Annotated in this window: 17 protein-coding genes; 8 read left to right on the top strand and 9 right to left on the bottom strand. The window is 45.3% G+C overall.

All coding sequences use genetic code 11. The annotated features are described in order from the left end of the window. The first annotated feature begins 324 nt into the window (after positions 1 to 324). Entirely contained in the window at positions 325 to 1245 is a 921-nt protein-coding gene (locus NST33_RS10430; RefSeq protein ID WP_221823473.1) for a hypothetical protein, read from the top strand. 159 nt (positions 1246 to 1404) lie between these two features. On the opposite strand, the gene NST33_RS10435 is transcribed toward NST33_RS10430, so the two are convergent. After that, complete coding sequence (locus NST33_RS10435) at positions 1405 to 2325, bottom strand: helix-turn-helix domain-containing protein (protein ID WP_221823475.1); 921 nt, start codon at positions 2323 to 2325, stop codon at positions 1405 to 1407. Between the two features lie 173 nt (positions 2326 to 2498). Here NST33_RS10435 and yicI point away from each other — a divergent pair, with 173 nt between their 5' ends. The 4 genes from yicI (at position 2499) to NST33_RS10455 (ending at position 10258) form a co-directional block, all read left to right on the top strand. Next, on the top strand, positions 2499 to 4817 hold the full coding sequence (yicI, locus tag NST33_RS10440) for an alpha-xylosidase (RefSeq protein ID WP_221823477.1): 2319 nt from the start codon (positions 2499 to 2501) through the stop codon (positions 4815 to 4817). A 75-nt stretch (positions 4818 to 4892) separates the two neighbouring features. Then, positions 4893 to 5903, top strand: a complete 1011-nt coding sequence (locus tag NST33_RS10445; protein ID WP_339307848.1) for an aminoglycoside phosphotransferase family protein — start codon at positions 4893 to 4895, stop codon at positions 5901 to 5903. Positions 5904 to 5922: 19 nt separating this feature from the next. Further along, positions 5923 to 8874 carry a glycoside hydrolase family 3 C-terminal domain-containing protein gene (locus NST33_RS10450; protein ID WP_260632898.1) on the top strand — a complete coding sequence of 984 codons (2952 nt, stop codon included), beginning with the start codon at positions 5923 to 5925 and terminating at the stop codon, positions 8872 to 8874. Positions 8875 to 8956: 82 nt separating this feature from the next. After that, positions 8957 to 10258 carry an MFS transporter gene (locus tag NST33_RS10455; protein WP_339183940.1) on the top strand — a complete coding sequence of 434 codons (1302 nt, stop codon included), beginning with the start codon at positions 8957 to 8959 and terminating at the stop codon, positions 10256 to 10258. Between the two features lie 158 nt (positions 10259 to 10416). On the opposite strand, the gene NST33_RS10460 is transcribed toward NST33_RS10455, so the two are convergent. Both NST33_RS10460 and NST33_RS10465 read right to left on the bottom strand, forming a co-directional pair. After that, positions 10417 to 11730, bottom strand: coding sequence for an MFS transporter (locus tag NST33_RS10460; protein ID WP_221824278.1), 1314 nt, complete (start codon positions 11728 to 11730; stop codon positions 10417 to 10419). Positions 11731 to 11760: 30 nt separating this feature from the next. Continuing rightward, on the bottom strand, positions 11761 to 12183 hold the full coding sequence (locus tag NST33_RS10465; RefSeq protein ID WP_076208963.1) for a MarR family transcriptional regulator: 423 nt from the start codon (positions 12181 to 12183) through the stop codon (positions 11761 to 11763). A 255-nt stretch (positions 12184 to 12438) separates the two neighbouring features. Here NST33_RS10465 and NST33_RS10470 point away from each other — a divergent pair, with 255 nt between their 5' ends. Further along, on the top strand, positions 12439 to 12912 hold the full coding sequence (locus NST33_RS10470) for an RbsD/FucU domain-containing protein (RefSeq protein ID WP_221824276.1): 474 nt from the start codon (positions 12439 to 12441) through the stop codon (positions 12910 to 12912). A 4-nt stretch (positions 12913 to 12916) separates the two neighbouring features. On the opposite strand, the gene NST33_RS10475 is transcribed toward NST33_RS10470, so the two are convergent. From NST33_RS10475 to NST33_RS10490, 4 genes are read right to left on the bottom strand one after another with little or no spacing between them, the layout of a single operon-like run. Next, positions 12917 to 14035: a GerAB/ArcD/ProY family transporter gene (locus NST33_RS10475; RefSeq protein ID WP_339183945.1), complete on the bottom strand. Its 1119-nt coding sequence runs from the start codon at positions 14033 to 14035 to the stop codon at positions 12917 to 12919. Between the two features lie 2 nt (positions 14036 to 14037). Beyond that, positions 14038 to 14253, bottom strand: a complete 216-nt coding sequence (locus NST33_RS10480; RefSeq protein ID WP_221824272.1) for a hypothetical protein — start codon at positions 14251 to 14253, stop codon at positions 14038 to 14040. 36 nt (positions 14254 to 14289) lie between these two features. Next, positions 14290 to 15408, bottom strand: a complete 1119-nt coding sequence (locus NST33_RS10485; protein WP_221824270.1) for a Ger(x)C family spore germination protein — start codon at positions 15406 to 15408, stop codon at positions 14290 to 14292. A 26-nt stretch (positions 15409 to 15434) separates the two neighbouring features. Continuing rightward, complete coding sequence (locus NST33_RS10490) at positions 15435 to 16880, bottom strand: spore germination protein (RefSeq protein WP_221824268.1); 1446 nt, start codon at positions 16878 to 16880, stop codon at positions 15435 to 15437. 243 nt (positions 16881 to 17123) lie between these two features. Between NST33_RS10490 and NST33_RS10495 the strand changes: the two genes are divergently transcribed. Continuing rightward, complete coding sequence (locus NST33_RS10495; protein WP_260632960.1) at positions 17124 to 17582, top strand: GNAT family N-acetyltransferase; 459 nt, start codon at positions 17124 to 17126, stop codon at positions 17580 to 17582. Positions 17583 to 17659: 77 nt separating this feature from the next. After that, positions 17660 to 18280 carry a TraX family protein gene (locus NST33_RS10500; protein ID WP_237176010.1) on the top strand — a complete coding sequence of 207 codons (621 nt, stop codon included), beginning with the start codon at positions 17660 to 17662 and terminating at the stop codon, positions 18278 to 18280. Between the two features lie 115 nt (positions 18281 to 18395). On the opposite strand, the gene NST33_RS10505 is transcribed toward NST33_RS10500, so the two are convergent. Next, a complete protein-coding gene (locus tag NST33_RS10505) occupies positions 18396 to 22103 on the bottom strand; it encodes an amino acid adenylation domain-containing protein (RefSeq protein WP_339307851.1) in 3708 nt (1235 codons plus the stop codon). A gap of 46 nt (positions 22104 to 22149) precedes the next feature. Beyond that, complete coding sequence (locus NST33_RS10510; protein WP_339301755.1) at positions 22150 to 23892, bottom strand: methyl-accepting chemotaxis protein; 1743 nt, start codon at positions 23890 to 23892, stop codon at positions 22150 to 22152. Positions 23893 to 24274: the final 382 nt, after the last annotated feature.

The following is a 24274-nucleotide window of genomic DNA, read 5'->3' on the forward strand; positions in this document are numbered from 1 at the left end:
TTTTGGTGCATTTTGGGAGAAAACGCTTTCTAGGTCTTCTGGAGCTTGGTGTACATATGGCAATAATGACTGAAGTCATGCTGAAATAAGGATTGAATTTAAAAAAAATGAATAATTGCGACTTTTGAACTATACATACAGAACTACGAATTCCCGAAATATAGTTATATGATTCTTTCGTCGTAAGTCTTAAAGATGATATTGCATATAAAAGCAATCCAAATTCGTCGTACCTAATAAGTATCCATTAAATGAATATGAAACGACACAATTTCATCCAGATTTGCACGTCAGAGCTGATAACTTCAGAGGGAGTGTACAAATATGAAAAGCAAAAGGGGTTACCGTTTTATCTTATTACTGAGTTGTTTGATCCTGTGTGTGAGTACAGCCTGTTCTTCCAAAGCCATTGCGGATGGTTCAGTTGACAGTTATGCAACGATTCATGGAGAACTTGATGTGCCGGTGAGAGCGACTTGGGTGTGGGATACCACCCAGATCCGAAGTAATCCTCAAGAGGTGTTAAACTACGCTACAGCGAACAAGATCAATACGATCTATCTGCAGATGAACCGGGATATAAAGGTTCCTGAGTATAAAAGTTTTATCCGCCAGGCGAGAATCAAGAATATTGCGGTGGATGTCATGGACGGAAGATCAGCCTGGGGTTTGACGGAAAGCCGGGAGCAGATTGCTTCTTTCCTGGACTGGATCGAGGCATATCAGGCGCAGGCGTTGCCTAATGAGAAGTTTGCTGGTATCCATCTGGATATTGAGCCACATGTGCACCCGCAGTGGAAAATCAATCAGGCTAGTGTAATTACCCAGTGGCAAGGCAATGTGGAGTACATTGTTGAGCGAGCATCACGGATGAAGATGCCGGTAGCGGCTGATCTGCCTTTCTGGCTCGATAACTACAAAATCCCGGGTTCCACGATGGCCGTAAGCAGTTGGATGATTCGCAAATTTGATTCCATCACCATTATGGCTTACCGCGATACAGCTGCTGCAATCTATAGTGTAGCGAAGGATGAACTTGCAGAAGCAGCTCTGCTTGGCAAGACGATCTCAATCGCCGTGGAAACTAAGCAAAGTAAGGAAGGCGACTTCATTACTTTTTATGAGGAGGGATCTGCTTATATGGAAACACAATTAAAGTTGGTCGAAAAAATGGCTTCAGTTCATACGTCTTTTAACGGTTTCTCCGTACATGAGTACACTTCATGGAAGACCCTGAAAAAGTGAGACACCAGTAAGCTCCTTAGCGCAATGCTTGAAGTAATATATGAAAGAGTTCTAACTGAAACAACGTGCCTCAAAGCGTGTTACTTTGTTAGTTCTTGGGAATTGGAAGTTGATAAAAGAAGGTCTTTGCAGCTGAATAGCTGCGAGCACCTTCTTCTTTTACACCTGAACCAGGGCAGAATCCATGGCCACGTTCTCATAGAACATTTTGCGATACTGTGAAGGTGTGGTGGCTTTATGCTTTTTAAATGTAGTGATGAAGTAGCTTAGATGCTCGAAACCCACATCCATGGCGATATCTACAATTTTGTGATCCGTATTCTCAAGCTGAACGCAGGCCTGTTGAACACGGTAATAGTTAATGTAATCAACAGGTGTTTTCTGCACCATCTGTTTGAAAAAACGGCAGAAGTGCCCTTCGCTCATATTGGCTTCATCGGCCAGTTCTTTCAGCTTTAATGGTTCAGGATAACGTTTGTGAATATAACCGAGCACGGATTTCAGGCGCTCTACCTTGTCATGACTCCCTGTAGCCACGGTGCCTTTGAGCGGAGCAGGTCTCATATGTTCGAACATTCGGGAAAATATGAGGTACAGGTACGCTTTTGTTGACATTTCACACGTTTCGGTTCGGGTAGCATGGTCTGCAAATATACGTTTCAGGAGATCCAGAATTTCTTGTCCCCAATCCTCATCTGCCTTGATATGACTGGGGGGAATTACCGTTTTGCGTACCAGTGGACCGATGAATTTCTCTTGAACTGTATCGAAGGTACGGCTGCCAAGCAGCTCTGGATTAAATACAATGGAAGAGAATACACAGGGAACATCGCCCTTCAGATACCCCGCATGAATCTCGCCTCGATTGATGAAAATCGCTTCTCCAGCTTGGACCTCAACAGTGTTCATATCGATCTGAAAGACAGCGCAGCCCTTGGTCACCATAGTGAACTCCATCTCATCATGCCAGTGGCAATCGAGAATGCTATCCCCGTTCAGTTGTTGAATATCCGGGTACACACTGACGGGATACATGGCATTGCCGTGAATCCGGTCTTCCCGTAATCGTTCACGTTCCATATCAGATTCTCCTTTTTGTATCATTATTAATGTAATCGTTTCCATAGTTTGGTGATGATGTTCAAGAATCGGATGTTTATTATCAAAATCGTGATATATTTGGTCAAAATAAGAGAAGAAATTCATTATTAATATCAATATTATTATAATATAACCAAAGGGGGAAAGAAAACATGAAATTTACTGATGGATTCTGGATGACTCGTGAAGGGTACCAGATTCAAAACCCGACTGACATTCGTGATATTGTGCAAAAAGACAATTCTGTGACCGTATATGCGGCAACTAAATATATTCGTAGCAAAGGCGACACTCTGAACGGTACATTGCTGAAAGCAACGTACAGCTCACCAATGCCTAACGTTATTCGTGTAACTCTGAATCACCATAAAGGCGGCGTGAAAAAAGGGCCTGTATTTGAGCTTAACACACAAGAAGCCAACGTTGAGATCGCAAAAAATGAACAAGGTGCTGTTTTGAAAAGCGGCAATCTGGAAGTTCAAATCGACAAAACAAATGGTTGGGACATTAGCTTCCTGTATGGAGGAAAACGGATTACAGGTAGCGGTCAAAGAGCTGCTGGTTATATTACAGGTCCAAGCAAGGAAGCATACTTCCGCGAGCAGCTTGATCTCGGTATTGGTGAATACGTTTACGGACTCGGTGAGCGCTTCACGCCGTTTGTTAAGAATGGTCAAATCGTAGATACCTGGAATGAGGACGGCGGTACAAGCAGTGAGCAGTCTTATAAGAACATTCCGTTCTATTTGTCCAATAAAGGATATGGCGTATTTGTAAACCATCCTGAACGCGTATCATACGAGATTGCATCCGAGAATGTATCCAAAGTTCAGTTCAGCGTTGAGGGCGAGACGTTGGAGTACTTCATTATTGGCGGTGACAATCCTAAGGATGTACTTGATAATTATACGAAATTAACAGGTAAACCAGCGCTTCCACCGGCATGGACATTTGGTCTGTGGCTGACAACATCATTCACAACGGATTATGACGAAGCAACGGTTAACCATTTCGTAGATGGCATGGCTGAACGTGATCTTCCGCTGTCTGTATTCCATTTTGACTGCTTCTGGATGAAGGAATACCAATGGTCTGATTTTGTATGGGATGAAGCGATGTTCCCGGATCCGGAAGGCATGCTTGCACGTCTGAAAGAAAAGGGACTTAAAATCTGTGCTTGGATCAATCCATATATTGCAGAAAAATCCTACTTGTTCGATGAAGGTATGGAGAATGGTTATCTGGTTAAAACAGCCGATGGCAGCGTATGGCAATGGGATATGTGGCAAGCAGGTATGGCTCTGGTTGATTTCACGAATCCGGATGCTGTGAATTGGTATAAGAGTAAGCTTGAAGTCCTTCTGGATCAAGGTGTAGATTCCTTCAAGACCGACTTTGGTGAAAGAATTCCGACTGATGTTGTGTACTTCGATGGCTCTGATCCGGTTAAAATGCACAACTATTATACACAGCTCTATAACAAAGCTGTATTTGAATTGCTCGAAGAGAAGATTGGCAAAAACGAAGCTGCCCTGTTTGCACGCTCTGCAACAGCAGGTGGGCAACAATTCCCGGTTCACTGGGGCGGTGACTGCTCTTCCACGTATGAATCCATGGCTGAATCACTTCGCGGTGGCCTTTCACTGGGACTTTCCGGTTTCGGATTCTGGAGCCATGATATCAGTGGTTTTGAAAGCACGGCGAGCCCTGACGTATACAAACGCTGGGTACAATTCGGACTTTTATCTTCTCACAGCCGCCTGCACGGAAGCACTTCGTATCGTGTGCCTTGGTTGTTTGACGAGGAATCCGTGGACGTTGTTCGTGACTTTACCAAACTCAAAATCAGCCTGATGCCGTATCTGTACAATTCTGCGGTGGAGTCAACGGTAAAAGGGATTCCGATGATGCGCGCTATGCTGCTGGACTTCCCAGAGGACCCAACAACATACAGCCTGGATACGCAATATATGTTTGGTGATTCGATTCTGGTAGCTCCAATCTTCAACAAGGAAGGCGATGTTCGTTACTACCTGCCTGAAGGAACTTGGACGAACTATCTGACAGGAGCGAAAGTACAAGGTGGACGCTGGATCAGTGAAAACCATGACTTCAAAACACTGCCAATGATGATTAAACCAAACAGCTTGATCGCTGTAGGTGCGGTGGATAGCAAACCGGATTATGACTTTGCGAATGATGTGTCCTTGCACTTGTTCGAACTGGCTGATGGTCAAACGGCTCAAGCTGTCGTTGTGAACCAAGCGGCTGAACAGGAGCTGACAGTGAACGTTACACGTAATGGATCAGTGCTGGATGTTCGTGCAGAAGGTGCGGGCAAACCATGGAGCTTGGTGCTTCGCGGCATTGAGAGTGTATCCAGCGTTGAAGGCGGTTCCCAAGTGTCTGGTGCAAATGGTGTTGTTGTTACGGCAGCAACAGGCTCAAACGCGCTTACAATCCAACTGTAACATGATATAGTAGAAGAAAAGGACGGTGCCGAATGGTGCCGTCTGTTTGTCTACGATGATAGGAGATTGAATGAAATGAGCACAATGAATTCGGGTTTGCACTGTACGATATCAGCAGAGATGCTGCATCAACTGGTAGAAATTCATTTTGGAAGCGATACCAAAGTGAAGGGGTTTGGTCTCCTGCAAGGTGGACTTTTTAATACAACCTATCGGATTCACCTTGAACATACATCCTATACGGATGTGATTTTACGTTTGGCTCCAGAGCGGGGAGAGATGGCCGCTGGTTCTGCGGGGGATCCACTATTTTCGTTCGAACGCACGATGATGGCGGCTGAACCGATTGTATATGAATATTACCGCAAGGGAGGCATTCCTGCTCCCAACATTATCGCCTGTGATGACAGCGGGTCCATCATTCCGAGAACGTACATGTTTATGGCGTTTATCCCGAGTAAGCAGCTGGATCACGTATCAATTTCAGACATAGACAAAGAGCGATTGTATCATCAGCTTGGTGTATATACCGCCATCATGCATCAGATCGAGGGTACATCGTTTGGCTGGCCGCAGGGTGATGGGACGATTAAAGGCTCGGATCAATGGTCCGAGGTGCTGCACTCTTTTGCAGAAGAAACTGCTCTTAAAGCGGCCCAAGCCGATTATATGCTAGGTGTAGGGGAAGAGATCGCCGCTATTTTCATCAAAAATAAAGACTTATTTGATCAAGTGACCCGCCCGGTACTCGTTCATAATGACCTCTGGGAAGCAAATGTACTTGTTCATCAGGAAAAGGGTGAGCTGAACATTGCGGCAATCATTGACGGGGATCGATCCATGTTTGCCGACAGGGAGTTTGAAGCCATATTGTCGACAGAGTCGGTGGCTTTCCATGAAGGATATGATCGTCCTCTGGACTCATCTATTGAAGGACAGGCACGCAGGCTTGCCTACCGAATACTGTCTTCGTATTTCAATGCCTACGTTCATGAACATCAGGTTAATCAACCTGAAGATGGTCAGAAGTATCGCCAGCGTACGCTGGATTTATTGGAGCAATGGAAGCGACTGGAATACAACTAACTCGTAGGAGGAATGAAGGATGAAGGAGTATCATCAATACCCGATGTGGGACGCGTCACGTTCACTTGAGGAACGTTTGGATGACCTGATTGCACGATTGACAACGGAGGAAAAGATCAGACTAATTCCTACACGCGAAGCAGCTGTACCAAGACTGGGCATTCCCGCCTACAACGTTGGGGGCGAAGCTGCCCACGGGGTTGCATGGAAAGGGGAGGCAACGGTATTTCCGCAACCTCTCGGTCTATCAAGTACCTGGAATACGAGACTTATGCGGGAGATTGGTTCAGTCATTGGCGATGAAGCGAGGGCATATCATCACCGTGATCCTGAAGTTCATGGGTTAACACTGTGGGCACCAACAGTTGACTTGGAACGTGATCCACGCTGGGGCAGAACGGAAGAGGGATATGGCGAAGACCCGGTCCTCACGGGAGAAATGTCGGCAGCACTCGTTAAAGGCATGCAGGGAAATGATCCTTTTTATCTGAAAATGGTCGCGACATTAAAACACTTTTTTGCCAATAATAATGAGAAAGATCGTCTGAATTGTTCATCCAGCATCGACCCTCGCAATCTGCGGGAATATTATTTAAAAGCATTTGAAACGCCATTTGTGGAAGGCGGAGCCTTGTCCATGATGACAGCTTACAATTCCATCAATGGTACACCTGCTATTGAAAGTCCATATGTGAATGATGTGGTTAAGGGTGAGTGGGCGATGCCAGGTTTCATTGTATGTGATGGTGGAGACCTGTCACAGACGGTGAATTATCATGGTTATCATACCAGCCATGCCGAGTCAGCAGCAGGTGCGTTGAAGGCAGGAGTGGATTGTCTTACAGATGAAGTTGATCTTGTTGTGTCTGCTCTGGAGGAGGCTCTTGACCGGAATCTGTTGGATGTCACTGATATGGACCGAGCGATTCGTAACATCTTTGGTGTGCGGATGCGACTTGGACAACTGGATCAGTCGGGGCAAAATCCATATGCGTCTATTCCCGAGTCGGTATTATGTGCACCGGAGCACGCCAAACTCAGTTATCGTGCCGCTGCCGAATCCATTGTTTTGCTCCAAAATGATGGATTGCTTCCATTGCAGCCAGAAGCGTTGCAGAAAATCAGTGTGATTGGACCCCTTGCGGATGTTGTCTATACCGATTGGTACAGTGGCACACTGCCTTATCGTGTATCCGTCCTCGATGGACTGCGTAATCGACTACCTCAATCAGACATAACGTATGCAGATGGGAATGACCGTATTCAGCTGAAGACAACAGACGGACAAGTTGTAACTCTTGGTGCGCAAGGTACACTCGTCGCTGTACCGGAAGCCAGTGCACCTACAGCCGCCGAATTTGTACATCAGGATTGGGGTTGGGGAAGTCATACGCTGAGAAGTGTGAACAATAATCGATACGTTAGCTTAACCGAGCAAGGTATCTATCAGGCAAATGCACCGGAGATTGGTGGCTGGTTCGTGAAGGAAGTTGTTCGCATAGATCCTCTAACGGATGGAAGTAACACCTTGCGGGCGTGGAACGGTATTCCTGTTGGGCTGAGCGAATATCAGGGACAGTCTGCTGTATCTCCACTCCGGCCACAAGGAGAACAGACTACAGCTACAGGTACAAATCCGAATGATATTGGTGACTCTGGACACGCAAGTCAATCACCTGGCAATACACAGATACCTTCTGCATTCAATATTGATATTGTGACAAATGGAATACAACAAGCTGTAGAAGCTGCACGTAGCAGCCAGGCATCTGTCGTTGTTGTTGGCAACAGCCCATACATCAACGGCAAAGAAGAAATTGACCGCCCAAGTCTGCTGCTTCCGCCGAGTCAGGTCGAACTTGTCAAAGCTGTGTGTGAAGCCAATCCCAATACAGTGGTTGTCATTATGGGCAGTTATCCATTTGCCTTGCAGGAGTTGAAAGGTATTGCCCGCGCAATCGTTTATATGACACATGCAGGTCAGGAATTGGGGAACGCGCTTGCAGATGTGCTGTTAGGTCATTATGCGCCAGCAGGCAGATTGAACATGACATGGTATGAAGATGAATCACAGCTTCCTGACATGATGGATTATGACATCATTCAGAATGGCATGACCTATATGTATCATGAAGGACCGGTTCAATATGCATTTGGTCATGGCCTGACGTATTCTGAATTCGAATACGAAGCGATTCGTGTAAGTCGCAGTGCTACAGAGGAATCCACCAATACAGATCAATTGAAAATTGAAGTGGAGGTACACAATACAGGTGAACGTGACAGTGATGAAGTCGTACAGATCTATGGATCTTCGCATACCTCCCGAGTGAAACGTGCTCAGAAGCAACTCCTTGCTTTCCGCCGTGTTCATGTCAAAGCAGGGACACGTGTTACGATAAGTCTAGAAGTCCCTGTTCAGAAGCTGGCGCTATGGGATGTTACCCGAGATCGATACTGCCTGGAGACAGCAACATGGGCCATCCTGGCAGGGCGTTCTTCCGCAGATATACGTCAGTCGGCTGATATTGAAATTGAAGGTGAGACGATTCCTGATCGTCCGCTGCACTTGCTTACCTTTGCCGAGAATTACGATGCTTGTGCAGGTGTTCTACTGGATGAATGTCTGGAAGGGCGTTCGGCAGTTCGGGCAATCATTCGGGAAGAACCCTTATATCAAGAGACGCAGTTGTCCTGGATCGCTTTCAACCATAATGCTGTTCAAGAAGTGCAAGGATTTGAAGCCAGAGTGGCAGCTTTTGGGGAAGAGGGCAGTCTGGAGATTCGTTCTGGAGGACTGGAGGGCGAACTGCTCGGTGTATGTGAAGTTTCTGGACCTGGAGGCAGTGTGAATGGGAAAGATATCAAGTGGACAACAGTCCAGTGTTCGCTTGAGGCGCCACATAAGGTGAATGAGCTGTATATTATTTTCAAAGGCGGAGCAGCGTTACGGCACTTTAGATTGTTGTAGTTGTAGCATGTCCTGAATAATCAACCTCCGAAACAAGCACAATAATGCTGTTGTGTGTAGAATCTGTAAAGGTGGTTGTGGTATGAATGATAAAAAGTGGGACCTCGTCGCACTTGCTTCCATCCCTTTAATTATGACCTTGGGTAACTCCATGCTTATACCGATCTTGCCACAGATTGAACGTGAATTGAAGGTATCTGCATTCAAGGTCAGTATGCTTATTACAGTCTACGCTGTAGTTGCCATCCTGCTTATTCCAATAGCAGGGTATTTGTCTGATCGTTTTGGCAGAAAAGCAGTCATTATTCCCAGCCTCATCATTGCAGCCGTCGGGGGTGCTGTAGCTGGTGTAGGTGCATGGATGCTGGATGGAAATGTAGCTTACTGGACCATTTTGGGTGGCAGGTTATTACAGGGGGTTGGAGCAGCCGGCGCATTCCCTATTGTCATTCCATTGGTTGGGGACATGTTTAATGATGAAGATCAGGTTAGCAAAAGCCTGGGAATCATTGAAACCTCGAATACATTTGGTAAAGTGTTAAGTCCGATTTTGGGTGCAGCACTGGCTGTTTGGCTATGGTTTTTACCATTTATGGCTATTCCTGTATTGTGTTTAATCTCGGTGATTCTGGTTATTTTCCTGGTGAAGTCTCCCAAGAAAAAAGAAAAGCCACCCACCTTTACGGAATTTGTGGCTTCCATTCGGGACGTATTGAAAGAAAAAGGTCGATGGTTATATGCTTTGTTTGCAATCGGTGGAATTTGCATGTTTATTCTTTTTGGTGTGCTTTATTATCTATCCGAGACGTTGGAGAGTGAGTTCGGCATGAAAGGGGTCGTAAAAGGTCTTGTACTTGCGATTCCGTTGGCAGCCTTATGTCTTTTTTCCTTTTTCGGAGGAAAGTGGATTGGAAAGAGTAAGCCTCGCATGAAATGGCTCGGATTCGCAGGACTAGTTCTTGTAACCGTTTCGCTGGGTGTTATTGGGATTTTTGATAATATCTACGTTGTGTTGGGACTGTTCACATTAGGAAGTGCCGGAGTAGGAGCAACCTTACCATGTCTGGATGCTCTTATTACTGAAGGTGTGGATAAGAAACAGCGTGGTACAATTACAGGTTTGTTCAGCAGCATGCGATTCATCGGTGTATCGCTTGGTCCTCCTGTTGTGTCCCTGTTGATTGGCACACAACATTTTTGGCTTTTTGGTGTGCTCGCCGCATCTGGAGCTGTAGGGGCATTGCTCACCTTATTTGCGGTCAAACCCGATAAGGGAGACCAACCTACTTCAGGAAGCGGACATAAACAGGATGAACGACATATCGATCGGATTGAGACGAGTCGAGGTTATGCTCCTATACGGCGCAAGAAAAGTCCACTCTAGATGGATGGTATTAGCCGACAATTCATTCTTATCTTTAATTGAATACCATGAACCATAAAAAACGCGTTTACGCCTGAGAAAGTTTGCATCCTCGGTGTAAACGCGTTTTCTTGATCATGAGAATAAACCACGTAATCGTGTCACTCCCATTGACGGGTTTATTTTTTATTTTTGGTATCTTGCGTATTATGTTCCGAATCCTTGGGCTGACCTGTATTTGTTGCAGGTATATGCGTATGAGCGAGCAGAGCATGAGGTTCAATGGAGAAGCTGCCGCTTCGTTTTCCCTGAATCAGATAGATAAGCAAGAACAGAATCATAAACATCACGGAATATCGATACATATCGGTATAACTGGTTATGGCTGCAATGGCGCCAAGAAGAAGGGCACCGGTTGCGATACCCAGATCCAGCGAGTTCAAAAACATACCATTAGCCATACCCCGCTGAGATGGAGATACAACTTGAATCATCCAGGTCTGCAGAGATGACTGCATGGAACCATAGCCGATCCCGTAGATAAAGGCAGCAATGAACAAGATGGACATGGAGGTTGCATACGAGAGCAGAATGAGGCCAACAGCAATAAATATAGCCCCTGGAATGAGCAGTGCTTTTGGACCCTTAGTGTCATAGATCCGTCCTGCAAAGGGTCTAACCAATAACACGGCGAGTGCATTGAACAAAAAGAACAGCGCAGGATTGGCCAGATTGGCTTCCTTGCCATACAGAACGATGAATCCAACAAGCCCACCATAGGTGATGGATAACAGGCAATTCAGCACACTGGGCAGAATCAGCTTGCGGTTGAAAGGTGTCTTCTGTTTTGGGTTGGACCCTGAAGCACTTGTTGTGGCTTGTGGCATGATGGTTGTACTGTTATCGGTTCTGACTGCTTTTTTGCGTGTCAGCGAATAACTCAGTGGATAGATCACAGCGAGGACACCCGCAGTACATAACATGAGGGTTACAAATCCAGCACCCTGTAGCAGAGTGACCCCAATAATTGGCCCCATAGACATAGCCAGGCTAGTCGATAGACCAAAGTAACCCATACCTTCACCCATTCGTTTGACAGGCACAATGTCCGAGGCCATCGTTGGAAAAGCGGTACTGCTCATACCAAACCCGATACCAAACAACATTCTCAGCAACAAGAGCACAGCTATACCGGCAGCAAAATAATAGCCGAGCGTTGCCAGCAGGGCTACGGACAGGCCTATATAGATCATGGCGTTACGAAGGCCCTTCTCCAGTGCTTTCGCGGAATAAAGACGGGCTGCAATGGCACTTAGTGCAAACAGACAGGTGAATAAACTTACTTCAAATGCATTGGCGTGAAATCGCTCCTGAACGTAGGACGGAAGCGGAGAGACGATCATGTGCAGTTGCAAGAACAACAAGAAGTTGCACAGCATCAGCAGAATAAAATCGGTGGTCCATAGTCTAACTTGTGTAGATTGTTCTTTCATGATGATGTATTCCCCCTGAGTTGTGATTCATTACAAGTTGCGGTTAATGAGGGAAAGAGTATGTTTAAATGCTTCCATCTGGTCTTCGGGTATACCTTCAGCAAGTTCTTTATTCATTTCTCTTTCAATCGGAACGAGGATATCAATTAACGCTTTGCCTTCTGTGGTGAGATATAACAGATAGGCTCTGCGATCCTGTTCACTGGTCCGGCGTTCTACCCAGCCTTTTTTCTCAAGCAGATCAATAATCCGCGCAGTGGTGGGTTGGTCTTTGAAGACACGTGCAGCGAGCTCCTTCTGATTCACACCTTCACCGCGGTCAACATTAAAGAGAACAGAAAATTGCTCTGTCGTAATATCATAAGGTTTGAATCGTGTTGCAAGTAAAGCTACAGCTTTACGATGTGTGAAACCCAGCATGAATCCAACAGATTGTTCCAGTGTATAGTCCATGTGATTGCTAGACCTCGCTTCCCTAATAAAATGTCCCAATCAATTAGTTGTTATAACAACTATATGTTAAACAAGTATTTTTGTCAAAATGAAATATTCTCATATTGAACGTACGGGTACGCTGTGCAATGATCTGAAAATACTGTTAGAATAGTAATGAAACCGCTTTTATGGAATCGATGTCTAGAGTGCTTGAAAAATGTAGAAAACCAATTTGCTCTAACAAATGTTGGAGATGACCAAGGAGAGCTGTGCATGCTAAAGAATATACCCGCAATATTACCTCCAGAGTTACTCAAAATCATGTCCGAAATGGGCCATGGAGACGAGTTGGTTCTGGCGGATGGCAATTTCCCCGCAGCCAGTCATGCCAAGCGACTGGTACGCTGTGATGCACTGGGAGTCGTTGAACTGCTGGATGCCATCCTGCAATTATATCCACTGGACACCTATGCTAAGCGTCCCGCTGCTGTCATGCAGGTTGTGGAAGGGGACCAGGTGATCCCGATCATATGGGAAGACTATCGCCGGTTGATTGAAGAATATGAAGGAATAACGGATGCTTTTGATCATGAAGAGCGATTTGATTTTTATAAACGTGCTTCGAATGCCTATGTGATTGTTGCAACTGGTGAGCGAGCGCAATATGCCAATCTGATTTTGAAGAAAGGTGTCATTTTCCCCGATGCTGATCCTGGTCAGGAACAGCAGAATGCTGAATCGAACTGAATAATTACGGCGACGGAGCAGTGGATGCTCTGGTCGCCTTTTTATTTTTGCCATTGCGGAGCCAGTATACCAGAACGTACAGAATGGGCATGGATTCGATAAGTACCGTGTACAAAGGTACAGCGTAAGAGCGGATAGCCAACTCGTAAGAGGCGGCATCTCTGGCATATTGAAGGACAATGGCAGCAGCCGTTCCCCCAATTAGATACACAACAGATTTTTGCTGCCTGATCCCGCTGAGTTTGGAGAGACAGACGGAAGCGACATACAACAGAAATGAGCTGCGAGTGAACATCGTTGTTGACCAAATTGCGATCAGAACAGGGTCCAGATTATCCAGAAAATCTCCGTATCGCGCAAAGCGTACCATCTCAAGTAAAGGATAGCGAAGCCCGGCGGCAACATACGGACCAAAATTCATCAAGATGAATATCCAGAATACAACGATGAATATAACAACGGTGATGCCGGCAAATAACATGCTTTTCAGCATAGGACGCCTGAAAGCAACGACCGGTGCGAGGAAGAGGAAAAACATCCATTCGGAGAACCATGGCATGGTGGACAAAGAACCCATCATGATCTCACCCAGATCATGATGGGTTGCCATCGCAAGCAGTATGCCAGGATTGCCCCCACCCCCAACCGCCGGAATAAGTAAGCCGGAAGTGAGAAGCTGTACCAGAAAAATACCTTCCGACATAAATACAATGGTAACCAATCCTGAACGCGCAGTCAGGCAGATGCACAGCAAAGTGAGGGTTGATGTTAACCATATCGGAGTCTGTGGCAGATACATCGATTGCAGGAAGATAATGAAATTCTCCACATCAATGGACAACAAGTAGATACACAACATTACAATTAACCCGATATAAAAGCGATGCACAACCTTGCCCACGATATCTTCTCCATAGGAAATCCAGGGTTTGTCGGGGTTAATGGAACCCAAACGGTATGTAAAGAACAGAAAAATCAGACTGATTAAAAATCCGCCGATCGTGGATAACCATCCCTGATAGCCACTCATTTTGAATAAACGTTGCAGAAGAAAGGCAATGGGTTCGGAATACAGGTAAACAAACATGAAGCGGTAACCCTGCCCCGCAGTCAGATGGTTCATGGTTAATCTCCTTTCTTAATCATGTGATCAGCCCAGCCAAAGACCAACTGGATTACATCATTGGGATTAGGCCATGCTGACCAGCTTACAGCGAGCGTGTTCCATACGAGAAATAGGCCGAGCAGTATGAAATAGGCACGTCTGATTGTTTTTTTGCTTGTTTTTACAGATGACCAATCCAGTAAATACAGTCCCGCAAATACTAAAACGGCTAACACGTATGTAACCTCCTTAAAAATCCATTCCCGTGCAAGCTAGAAGCTTGACTCCGAGCCAACAAACTGAATGTTGATATTTGTGTTGACAGTAAACTGAAGATCATTCTTTACATAGTCGATCCATGTAGGCCGCAGCTTCTTCCATACCTTCGGATATCTCCATTCGAGCCGATATCCAAGCATGAGTATGTCGGAGCCTTGGTGTTTCGCGGTTTGAATGGCCTTAGTAAGATGAGCACTCACTTTTTCATTAGCAGCTTGTTCAATGTCCTTAATCCCAACAATATCTTCGGCCTTTAGTACAGGAATGACCGAATTCAACTCCGCTTTGCCCGACAAATTGATTACAAAATGTGGTTCACCATTCTGGAGCTTTACATGTATATCCGAATGCATGCGGTATAACTTCATGCTTGCTTTTTGTTTTTTGGTTCTAACCGAAATGGTCATCGAATCCAGGTTTTGTCCTGCCCAGGCAACAGCGCGTGCTTCATCCGGTGAGAGTGTTCCAACCATCCGCATCTGACTGAATATGGAGCCACCGATTTGACTGACCCACTTTTTGGATTCTCCCTCTTCACTGACCATGTTGGTTTGTTTGCTGCCTAACATCGATGAGGCAAATCCCTGATTCATTTTATCGGATGTAAATATGCTTAACACCTGGGTTTTTAGCAGGTTTTCCTCGGTGGAGAATTCCCGAAGCACGTCACTCGGCGTTTCTTCGAACACCGGAGTCAGATCAGAAACGTCCTTGGCTCTGCCATTCGCAACCATTACGTAGCTGCTCAGGTGGAAAAGGGGCTGACGTGCAATCCATTCCATCGTGTCTTCAATCCCCTCACGTGCATAAGCTTGGCCAAAGACAATCACTCGCGTATGTCCCCAGGATATTTTACGTGTCAAGTCTGTCTGGATACGCTCTATCGCATCGGCAATTGTCGGTGCAGTTGCCGAAACCGCTGCATAGGGATCTTTGCCTGTACCCCCACCTTCGGGAGAAAGACGATTGGGGAGCGGCATGCTAAGGGTGACCTCGATCTCTCCAGGAGTATCTGCTTTGTCCACGTACATGGCCGTAATAAAGGTGCGCTCATTAATCTCGACTTTCGACCAGCATCCGGTACATAACAGACAACAAATAATGACGACCATAAGTGGAAGGGGAGACTTTCGAAATATTATGATGTATCCTGCCTCCTTTCATTATCGGTCGCATAGGCTTTGGTTCGTTTTTTCATCAAGAACCAAGGTACCCGAATAAACGTATCCTTAAAATCACGCAGGACGAGTGGGGCAAAAGGCTGCATGTACGGAACACCAAATGAACGCATGCTGACCATATACCAGTACAACAGATAGATAGAAATGACTACACCGAATAGGCCCAGTGTTCCACCCATCAACAGGACAGGAAAGCGGAGCAGTCGGAAGGCCAGACCTAACTCGAAATGCGGAATAATAAAGGCTGCAATGCCTGTAATGGACACCACAATAACCAAAGGGGCAGAGACTATACCTGCCTGTACAGCAGCTTGTCCAATGACAATACCGCCAATAATAGAAACCGTCTGTCCAAGCGGCTTGGGAATACGTATTCCGGCTTCACGTAATCCTTCGAAGGTAATCTCCATAATGAAGGCTTCAATTAATGCCGGAAAAGGAATGTTCTCTCTCGCGGAGGCAATTGTAATGAGCAGATTGGTTGGAATGATCTCGGGATGAAATGTAGTAACTGCTACATATACGGAGGGCAGCAGGAAAGCAATGACGGCAAACAGCAAACGGATAATTCGGATAAATGAAGCCGAATGGAACCGCTGATAATAGTCCTCGGACGACTGCATCAAAGAGAAAAATGTGACTGGAATAAGCAGGGAGAAGGGTGTTCCATCCTGCATGACCCCGATTCGTCCTTCTACGAGAGCAGCTGCAACGGTATCTGGTCTTTCGGTATATTGATACTGTGGAAATGGAGAAAGCGGATGGTCTTCCAGAAACTCTGATAGATAGCTGACCCCGAGACTGCTGTCCATATCAATCTCACCCAGACTGGTTAATACATTTTCCAAAATCTCAGGTTTGCATAATCCTTGAATGTAAATAACAAAAACTTCGGTTTTGGTATATTTGCCGATGGTAAATTTGATCATTTTAAAATCGGAATGTTTGATTTTGTGTCGCAGCAGAGACATATTTACATTAATATCTTCGATAAATGCTTCCTGGGGGCCAACGACGACGACTTCATTTGTTGATTCAGGTACGGAGCGCTTCTGATAATATTGAATTGAAAAAATGATCATGCCAGACATGCCTTCGATATAGAGTGCTGCGTTACCGGTTACGATATCATCTACCAACGTTTCCGCTGAATCCCTGTGCTCGTTTTCAAGAGAAAAAAAGGTTCCGCTCACGACTTGCGTAATGAAATCGGGACCGACCTCGTTCCGTGCAGCCTCCTCAAGCAAAGGCTTGACAATAGCTTCACGCATGATCTGTGTATCGACAATAGATTGAATATAGAGCAAAGTGCAATGGAGCGGACCGATCTGAAGAGGCTGATAGATCATATCTGCCACGCCGATTAGACGTGATTGCACCTGTATCAGAATGCTTTCTTTCATAGATCCCTTCCTCCTAAATCAATGAATGGCTCGGTTGCCTGTCCGCTATGAGCGATACTATAGTGTGCAACGCTTCGACTGAAATATACTCCGAACGATGAATGTTCGGTATCTCTAGAGAAAAGTTCTGGATACTACAAACATTGATACAGATGATGAATGGGGAAAGGGAGGGGACTGTTTTACAATTGAAGAAATACAAACGATGAGACGATGGTCTCCATCCCAGAGGAGTTGAGTGAAATGCAGCATCGAATCAGACAAGCGGGTCTTTCAGATTGTAACGAAGTGGGACAAATGTTCAATGAGTACAGGATGTTCTACAACCAAAATGCTGACATTCAGGCAGCACGTCAGTATATTGGAGAACGAATGGAACGCCATGAATCGGTGATTTTGGTAGCAGAAAAGCCACTCACGAATGGCTTAATTTGTACTGGATTTGTTCAGCTATATCCCAGTTTCAGTTCGGTATCGATGGGGCCTGTCTGGGTGCTAAATGATCTATATGTGCATCCGAATTATCGTCAGCAAGGCATTGCGAGGAAGCTCTTGCAAGCAGCCAAGCAATTGGCATCTGAACGTGGAGTTCTTCGTATATCACTGTCAACTGAGTTAAATAACAAGCAAGCCCAAGCTTTATATGAATCCGAAGGATATGCACAGGATACCAAATTCATGTATTATGAACTTAATGTATAAGAGGTTGCTCAAAAAGACGCACTATATAAATGAATGGCAGACTCGTGTCGTCGGGAACAAGGGAGGGGAGTCGCAAAATGATGCAGTGGATTGCCATGATCACGATGTTAATTGATCATATAGGGGCTGTCTTTTTTCCACATATTATAGAGTTGAGGATCATAGGTCGTATCGCTTTTCCAATCTATGCATTTGCAGTATATATCGGTTATAAACATACACGAGACGTGCAAAAATACATATGGCGGCTGTTCTGGATCGCGATCATATCACAGGTGCCGTTCATGGCTGCGTTTAATCATTATTCTCTGAACGTGGTATGGACATTATGGTCAGCCCTGTTGGTATTATTCGTTATTGATAAATTGCCATCCAAACTATTGGGGATTCCGATTGTAATTGGAGCAGGTTGGTTCATGGAAATTAGCCAAATGGATTACGGGATGTACGGGTTGTTATTGGTTCTGTTATTCCGCTATTTCCAGGGTCCTGTACTTGTCGTGGCACATGTCTTGTTAAATGCACTATATCTTCTGCTGCATAACAGCTCTGTGCAAATGTATAGTGTGCTCGCAACCGCCGGCATTGCTATTGCTCAGTATTACCAAGCGGGATTCCGTATGAAAGGTCCACGTTGGGTGTGGCGCTATTTCTATCCTGCGCATCTCGCCATTATTGCAATTATCCGATGGGTCTAAAAGAATGATCCAAAAATGCGAAGTAAAGAAGCCATCTTATCGTCAGTGAATGACGATAGATGGCTTCTCTTCGTATGACCTTATTTATTAATTAATGCTAATGATTAAGTGAAACTTACTCCATCGCTGTAGAAGTGCCGTTATGGTGCCGGATTGCAGACGGGAAATATCCAATCTGAACGGCGTAGTCCAACATGGCGGAGATGAAGCGATCATCTGTTCTCGCACATGAGATTCCGGCAGGCTCCACATAAGCCGTTGTGACAGGGCAAGCATAGACATATGCTGAATCCTTCGCACCGTCGCCTTCAAGCTGTGCAATAGCCAACTGAAGAGCTTCCGGCTCCTTGCTGATGCTCGCATCGAACAACCAGCGTGTGTAATCCGCGAATGGTAGCGTCTCGACTTCGTAACCAGCCCGATTCACAGAACGGATCAGCTCATCATAGCGGATAGGCTCCGGATTACAGATGTGGAATACACGACCGGCGGTATCCTGACGTAAGGCCAGATGAACGATCGCTTCACTTGCATAGTTAATCGGTGTAAAATCAACCATCCAGTCAGCTGCAGGAGCCTTACCGAGCAATAACATCGCTTTGATCATACGATAGAAGGCGTTGCTATCAATATTGGACTGGAAGCGTCCAGTCTCAGAGTGGCAAGTGAGGTTACCTGCACGATAGATGCTGACAGGTACACCTTGCTCAGCGGCAATCATGAGCACTTTCTCGGCTTCAAGCTTGCTGTCCGAATACAGGTTGTCCACATGCAAGTCAGCCGGGAACCGATCATATTGCAGGGAAGATTCCCATTGTCCGCTGAGTGCCAGATCTTCCGGAATACCCATCGTGGATACATGGTGGAAGGAAGCACCTGGTTTGCTGCGAATCAAGTCTAACAATGCGACCGTTCCTTCCACGTTTGTTTTGGCGAACTGGTCGGCATCTCCGAAATGACGTACGTCTGCAGCGCAGTGGATGACACGGTCAATTCGATCCTGTACATAAGCCGTTTGTTCAGCGGACAGACCAAGATTAGGTTGTTCGAGATCCCCTTCAATAATCTCCACACGAGTGGAGAGCTGGTCAGTCAGTTGTTTGCCGAAATAACCTTCCAGTACGTTAGTCAAACGTTCCATTGCAGTTATTCCATTGGATGGTCGACGAACAAGGGTGTAGATTCGTGTACTGGAATTCAGAATTAACTGTTGCAGCACATGAGAGCCCAGATAACCAGTTGCTCCGGTCAGTAACACATGCTCAGGTTCACGAATGAGCGGATACCCCAACTGGGATGTTAGCTCCACAGGGTGTTCGGATAATTGTGTAATCATACCATCGGTCACCACTGAATCCGTAACTTCTGCTGCACTGAGAGACAATACTTCCACACGACGAGCGAGAGCGCGGACTGTTTTCTCGGCAAAGAAATCGGCAATTTTCAGTTGCGGATAATGTGGCTTCAGAATGACCAGTACATGAATGACCCGGAGTGAATCCCCACCAATATTGAAGAAGCTGTCTTCGACACCGAAGTCATCATGCTGAAGGATTTCTTTCCATGCGTCCAGGATAATGGATTCCGTCTCCGTCTCAGGCATGACTCGGTCAGGACGATCTTCATGTCGTTCCACATGAGGCAGGGATACCATCGCTTTGCGATTGATTTTTCCAGTCGGTGCAATCGGCATTTCATCCAGCTGACAGATCCACTTCGGTACAAAATAAGAAGGAAGTTTCTCCGTCAGTTCTGCCTTGATGTCCGAAACAGAGAGCGTACTGCCATCTTTCGATGTAAAGTAACCAACCAGCATATTTTGTCCGTCGGATTCTTTCTTCGGAATGACGGCAACGTTCTGGATCTGATCAAGCCGTGCAAAGTGATCTTCAATCTCCCCAATCTCAATCCGGTGACCACGAATTTTTAGCTGTGAGTCACTGCGACCAACATATTCAAGCAACCCGGAATCCAGCAATTTGGCAATATCGCCAGATTTGTAGATTTTCTCACCTATGGCAAACGGGTTCTCAATGAATGCTTGCTCTGTACGTTCTGGCTGATTCAGATAACCTTTGGCCAGTGCAGGGGTAGAAATATATACCTCACCAGGTACACCTGCGGGACAGAGCTGTTGTTCTTCATTTACAATGTATACTTTATAGTTATGAATCGGTTTACCGATAGGGATGTTCACCACATGTTCGGGAACCTGCTCACTGATGCGGTGAGTAGTTGTGGCTACTGTACATTCGGTAGGTCCGTACACATTAACAATATCAATCTGGTTTCCAAATTTACGCTGGAAGGCACGAACTTGTTCACCATATAACGCTTCTCCGGCTACAGTAATGATTCTGACTTTGGCCAGCTTGTGGAAACCTTCATCGGATAAGTAGGAAGCAAGCTGATTGAAGAAAATCGTAGGCAGTATCGTAATGATGGTTGTTCCTGTCCGTTCAATTGCACTTGCGAACTCTTCAACGGATACACGTTCTTCCGCAGACAATAGATATAATTCTGCTCCATAGAACAAGGCGCCAATGGTATCCCACACGGATGCATCAAAGCTGTATGTGGCAAACTGGGTTAATACATCACCTGGTTGAATGTCACAATCACGCTGAACCACACTGCCAAGATTGGTTACACCCCGGTGGGCAATCAGTGCACCTTTGGGTTTACCGGTCGACCCTGACGTATAGATAATATACGCAAGATCATCTGGCTGAATATCCAGATTGGGATTACTTGCAGCAAATCCGGCTAAACGACCATCCACAGCGAGAATCTGACGGACCGTAGCTATACTGGAGAACAAGCTGGAAGCTTGGGCATAAGAAGCCTCCGTTGTCAGCACGAATGAGGACGCCGTATCTTCCACGATATAACTGTTACGTTCTTGTGGATGCTCAGGGTCGATCGGAACATATGCACCACCTGCTTTCAGAATACCAAGCAGAGAGATGATGGTCTCCAGACTTCGATCCATAAAGATACTGACGAATTCACCTTTCTGCAATCCATTGGATAACAGAACACGTGCAACCTGATTAGCTCGTTCATTCAATTCCCTGTACGTATAACTTTTGGATGGCGATGTTATCGCCGGTGAATCCGGATATGCCGCTGCCGTTGCTTCGAACCAGCCATGAACCGTTTGGTTCTCTGGTTCGAGAACAGAAGTATCGTTCATTTCACGGTAAAGCAATCGATCTGAGGCGGAAAGAATATCTACCGTACCGATTGCTTTTTCACCGTCACGCACTAGGGCGAGTAGAAGAGTCTGATAATATTCTGCATATCTCAGCACGGTAGACTCTTTCAACAGTGAACTATCATAGAACAGATCGAGAATGAGCATGTTCTGATCATCTCGAACGTTCCAGTTTAATATTTGAGGAGCTTGAGGCAACTGCACACTATTCAGCATAAAAAACGTTTCAGGGTATCCACCGTTTTGCAACGTGTATTCAATCTTGAGCTGCTCTGACACCTCATGACATAGTTGGCTGAAGGTCAATTTTCCCTGAATCTGTAATGAAAGATAGGAAGCTGCCTGATCTGGGGAAAGTATACCTATGGCAAGTTCCTGTTCAGCTGACAATCGGAATAACAAGGCTGCATAAGCTGAGAGGAGTACCGGGTACACCATCTGTTCTCCATACTTCTGTTTAAGTTCACGGCTCAGAGAAGCATGTAATGTGATTTGAGCAGACTGATAAGAGAATGATTGTTGACGTCGCCCAAAATCCAGTGGAATCTGCAGAACTGGCAAGCTAGATTCCGTGGAATGGGAAGAAGATGCTTGGTTTTCAATCACTTCAGTTATTCCTCCTTGGTTCAAACCGAATGTTTTTGGATTTGAATTATTGTTTGCTTACATTGAAATGAGAGATCAATTCTTGGAGTTCCTCAGACATGCTGTTAAGACGTGTGGAGGAGTCTACCAGTGTAATCAAAGATGCTTTTTGCTCATCAACAGATGAGGAAATCTGTTCACTGCTGTTTGCTGTCTTACTTACGCTTGAAGACAAGTCGTCTGCTGTAGCGGTCATTTCCTCCGTACTCGCAGAGATTTCTTCCGTCGCGCTTGATACTTCCTGAATCTGATTAGATACCTTTTTCGCTGCTTCTAAAATATCTTCGAACAGTTGTCCTGTTTGATCGGCTACGCTGAGCCCTGTATCTACTTCTGAAGTACCTTGTTCCATAGCACGTACAGCCTGTTTAATTCCAGCTTGAATCTCTTGGATCAACACGCCAACCTGGCTGGTTGCTTGTTCAGACTGCTCGGCAAGTTTGCGTACTTCACCTGCAACAACTGCAAATCCTCTTCCTTCTTCACCAACACGAGCTGCTTCAATGGATGCATTAAGAGCAAGCAAGTTGGTCTGGCTGGAGATTCCCGAGATAATATTGAGAATATCGCCGATTTCCTGTGAACGACTCTCCAGAACCTCAATGGCAGAAGCGGTATTCTTAACCGATTCCGTAATCAGATTCATCTGTTCAGATACCTGACGGACAACGCTGTTACCTTGTTGCGAACGACGTTCCATCTCATAGGCTTCATCCGCTACACTTGCCGAGCTGCTGGCAATCGTCTGGATTACGGTAGCCATCTCGGACATGGCACGTGCACTATCCCGGGTTGCCTGTTCCTGTGAACGAATGTTGGAAGTAATTTGAGTCACATTATTATTAATAGAATCTGCATTCTCACTGTTGCGCTCGGAAACTTCATATAGCTCTTTGGCAGACTGATTTACTTCTTGAGATGTGATTTGCACTTTTACGATCGTATCGTTGATTTTGCGAACCATGGTGTTGAACTTCTCGTTAACGAGTCCCAGATCGTCTTTGCCTGTCGGAATGTTGACATTCAAATTACCCCGACTGACGTCATCAATTCCTTTGATCAAGTGACGGATAGGGGAAAGTGTGTTTTTAACTACAAGGTATTGGATAATCAGGAATAACAGCAAGAAGGCCACAAGGATGATAATTCCGTTTTTGAGCAAGGAGTTCAGTCCCGCGGGTACGGCTGATGCATCTGCATCAACGGCAAAATATGAGAAAATCTTACCGTTGCTGTCTTTGATAGGATATGCAATGGTTGTCCATGTACCGAAATCATCAGAATAAAATGTTGTGAATGTTGGGCGATCCGTATTAAGCATTTCTTTCAGTGCATTGGCTACAACGACTGGCTGCTCATACATGTCACCAATATTTACGTTCTCACTTTGAAAAGCCTCTCTTAGGTTGGTCGGCATCGCTACAAGGGAAGTTAATCTCTTGTTATCGCCACCGAGCTCAACACCGAAGATGTAGGCTTGTGCAATGTTAGGATAATATTCTTGCATTTCATCGAAATACGCTCGTAATTTCGTTTGTGTTGCTCCATCATAGCTACCTTCCGTAATAGCAGCTTGTACCTCGGCAGGATTGATATCTTCAGCCCACTTCTTGGTAATTTGCTCCACCTGTCCATGCAGTTGATCAACAAGAACTGTTTTTTGAAAATAGTAACTGCTTGCGATAAGTGCTACCCCGATGATAACGATATTAGTAAATGAGAGTAACAAATTTTTGGAGAAAAACGACATGCTTTTCCAACTTAATGATTTCACTAAATTCCACTCCTGATCTTCTTTAAATTAAGAAACTTTAGGTTTGCATTGGTACAGTGAACTAGATCATTCCGTGATCCCCTCCAAAGGAAATTTATGCGACCATGGTCTTGGTTTATCAGTCGCTTTCGTAGAGACTTATGTACCGTATGAACCATAGGTGTCTAATTATTAAAACACATCTATAATTAATATGTCGTATAAAATGTCGTTAAATTGAATAGTATCGTTAAAATTTTTTTAATATTTTACGTATTTATGGACATATCAGATGGTTTATAGGTATTTAGAACTGTTTATTTTAAAATTTCCCATTTTTTAGCTTCATTCTGTATTCTATAACATGGTGGGTAAAAAT

This window comes from Paenibacillus sp. FSL L8-0435 (assembly GCF_037965655.1).
Classification (GTDB): Bacteria; Bacillota; Bacilli; order Paenibacillales; family Paenibacillaceae; genus Paenibacillus.

Coding starts and splice junctions, on each gene's coding strand:
- yicI (WP_221823477.1), top strand. CDS start 2,499: ATGAAATTTACTGATGGATTCTGGATGACTCGTGAAGGGTACCAGATT.
- NST33_RS10445 (WP_339307848.1), top strand. CDS start 4,893: ATGAGCACAATGAATTCGGGTTTGCACTGTACGATATCAGCAGAGATG.
- NST33_RS10460 (WP_221824278.1), bottom strand. CDS start 11,730: ATGAAAGAACAATCTACACAAGTTAGACTATGGACCACCGATTTTATT.
- NST33_RS10490 (WP_221824268.1), bottom strand. CDS start 16,880: ATGAAAGAAAGCATTCTGATACAGGTGCAATCACGTCTAATCGGCGTG.
- NST33_RS10495 (WP_260632960.1), top strand. CDS start 17,124: ATGCAGCATCGAATCAGACAAGCGGGTCTTTCAGATTGTAACGAAGTG.
- NST33_RS10510 (WP_339301755.1), bottom strand. CDS start 23,892: ATGTCGTTTTTCTCCAAAAATTTGTTACTCTCATTTACTAATATCGTT.
- NST33_RS10485 (WP_221824270.1), bottom strand. CDS start 15,408: ATGGTCGTCATTATTTGTTGTCTGTTATGTACCGGATGCTGGTCGAAA.
- NST33_RS10455 (WP_339183940.1), top strand. CDS start 8,957: ATGAATGATAAAAAGTGGGACCTCGTCGCACTTGCTTCCATCCCTTTA.
- NST33_RS10430 (WP_221823473.1), top strand. CDS start 325: ATGAAAAGCAAAAGGGGTTACCGTTTTATCTTATTACTGAGTTGTTTG.
- NST33_RS10500 (WP_237176010.1), top strand. CDS start 17,660: ATGATGCAGTGGATTGCCATGATCACGATGTTAATTGATCATATAGGG.
- NST33_RS10475 (WP_339183945.1), bottom strand. CDS start 14,035: ATGAACCATCTGACTGCGGGGCAGGGTTACCGCTTCATGTTTGTTTAC.
- NST33_RS10450 (WP_260632898.1), top strand. CDS start 5,923: ATGAAGGAGTATCATCAATACCCGATGTGGGACGCGTCACGTTCACTT.
- NST33_RS10435 (WP_221823475.1), bottom strand. CDS start 2,325: ATGGAACGTGAACGATTACGGGAAGACCGGATTCACGGCAATGCCATG.
- NST33_RS10470 (WP_221824276.1), top strand. CDS start 12,439: ATGCTAAAGAATATACCCGCAATATTACCTCCAGAGTTACTCAAAATC.
- NST33_RS10465 (WP_076208963.1), bottom strand. CDS start 12,183: ATGGACTATACACTGGAACAATCTGTTGGATTCATGCTGGGTTTCACA.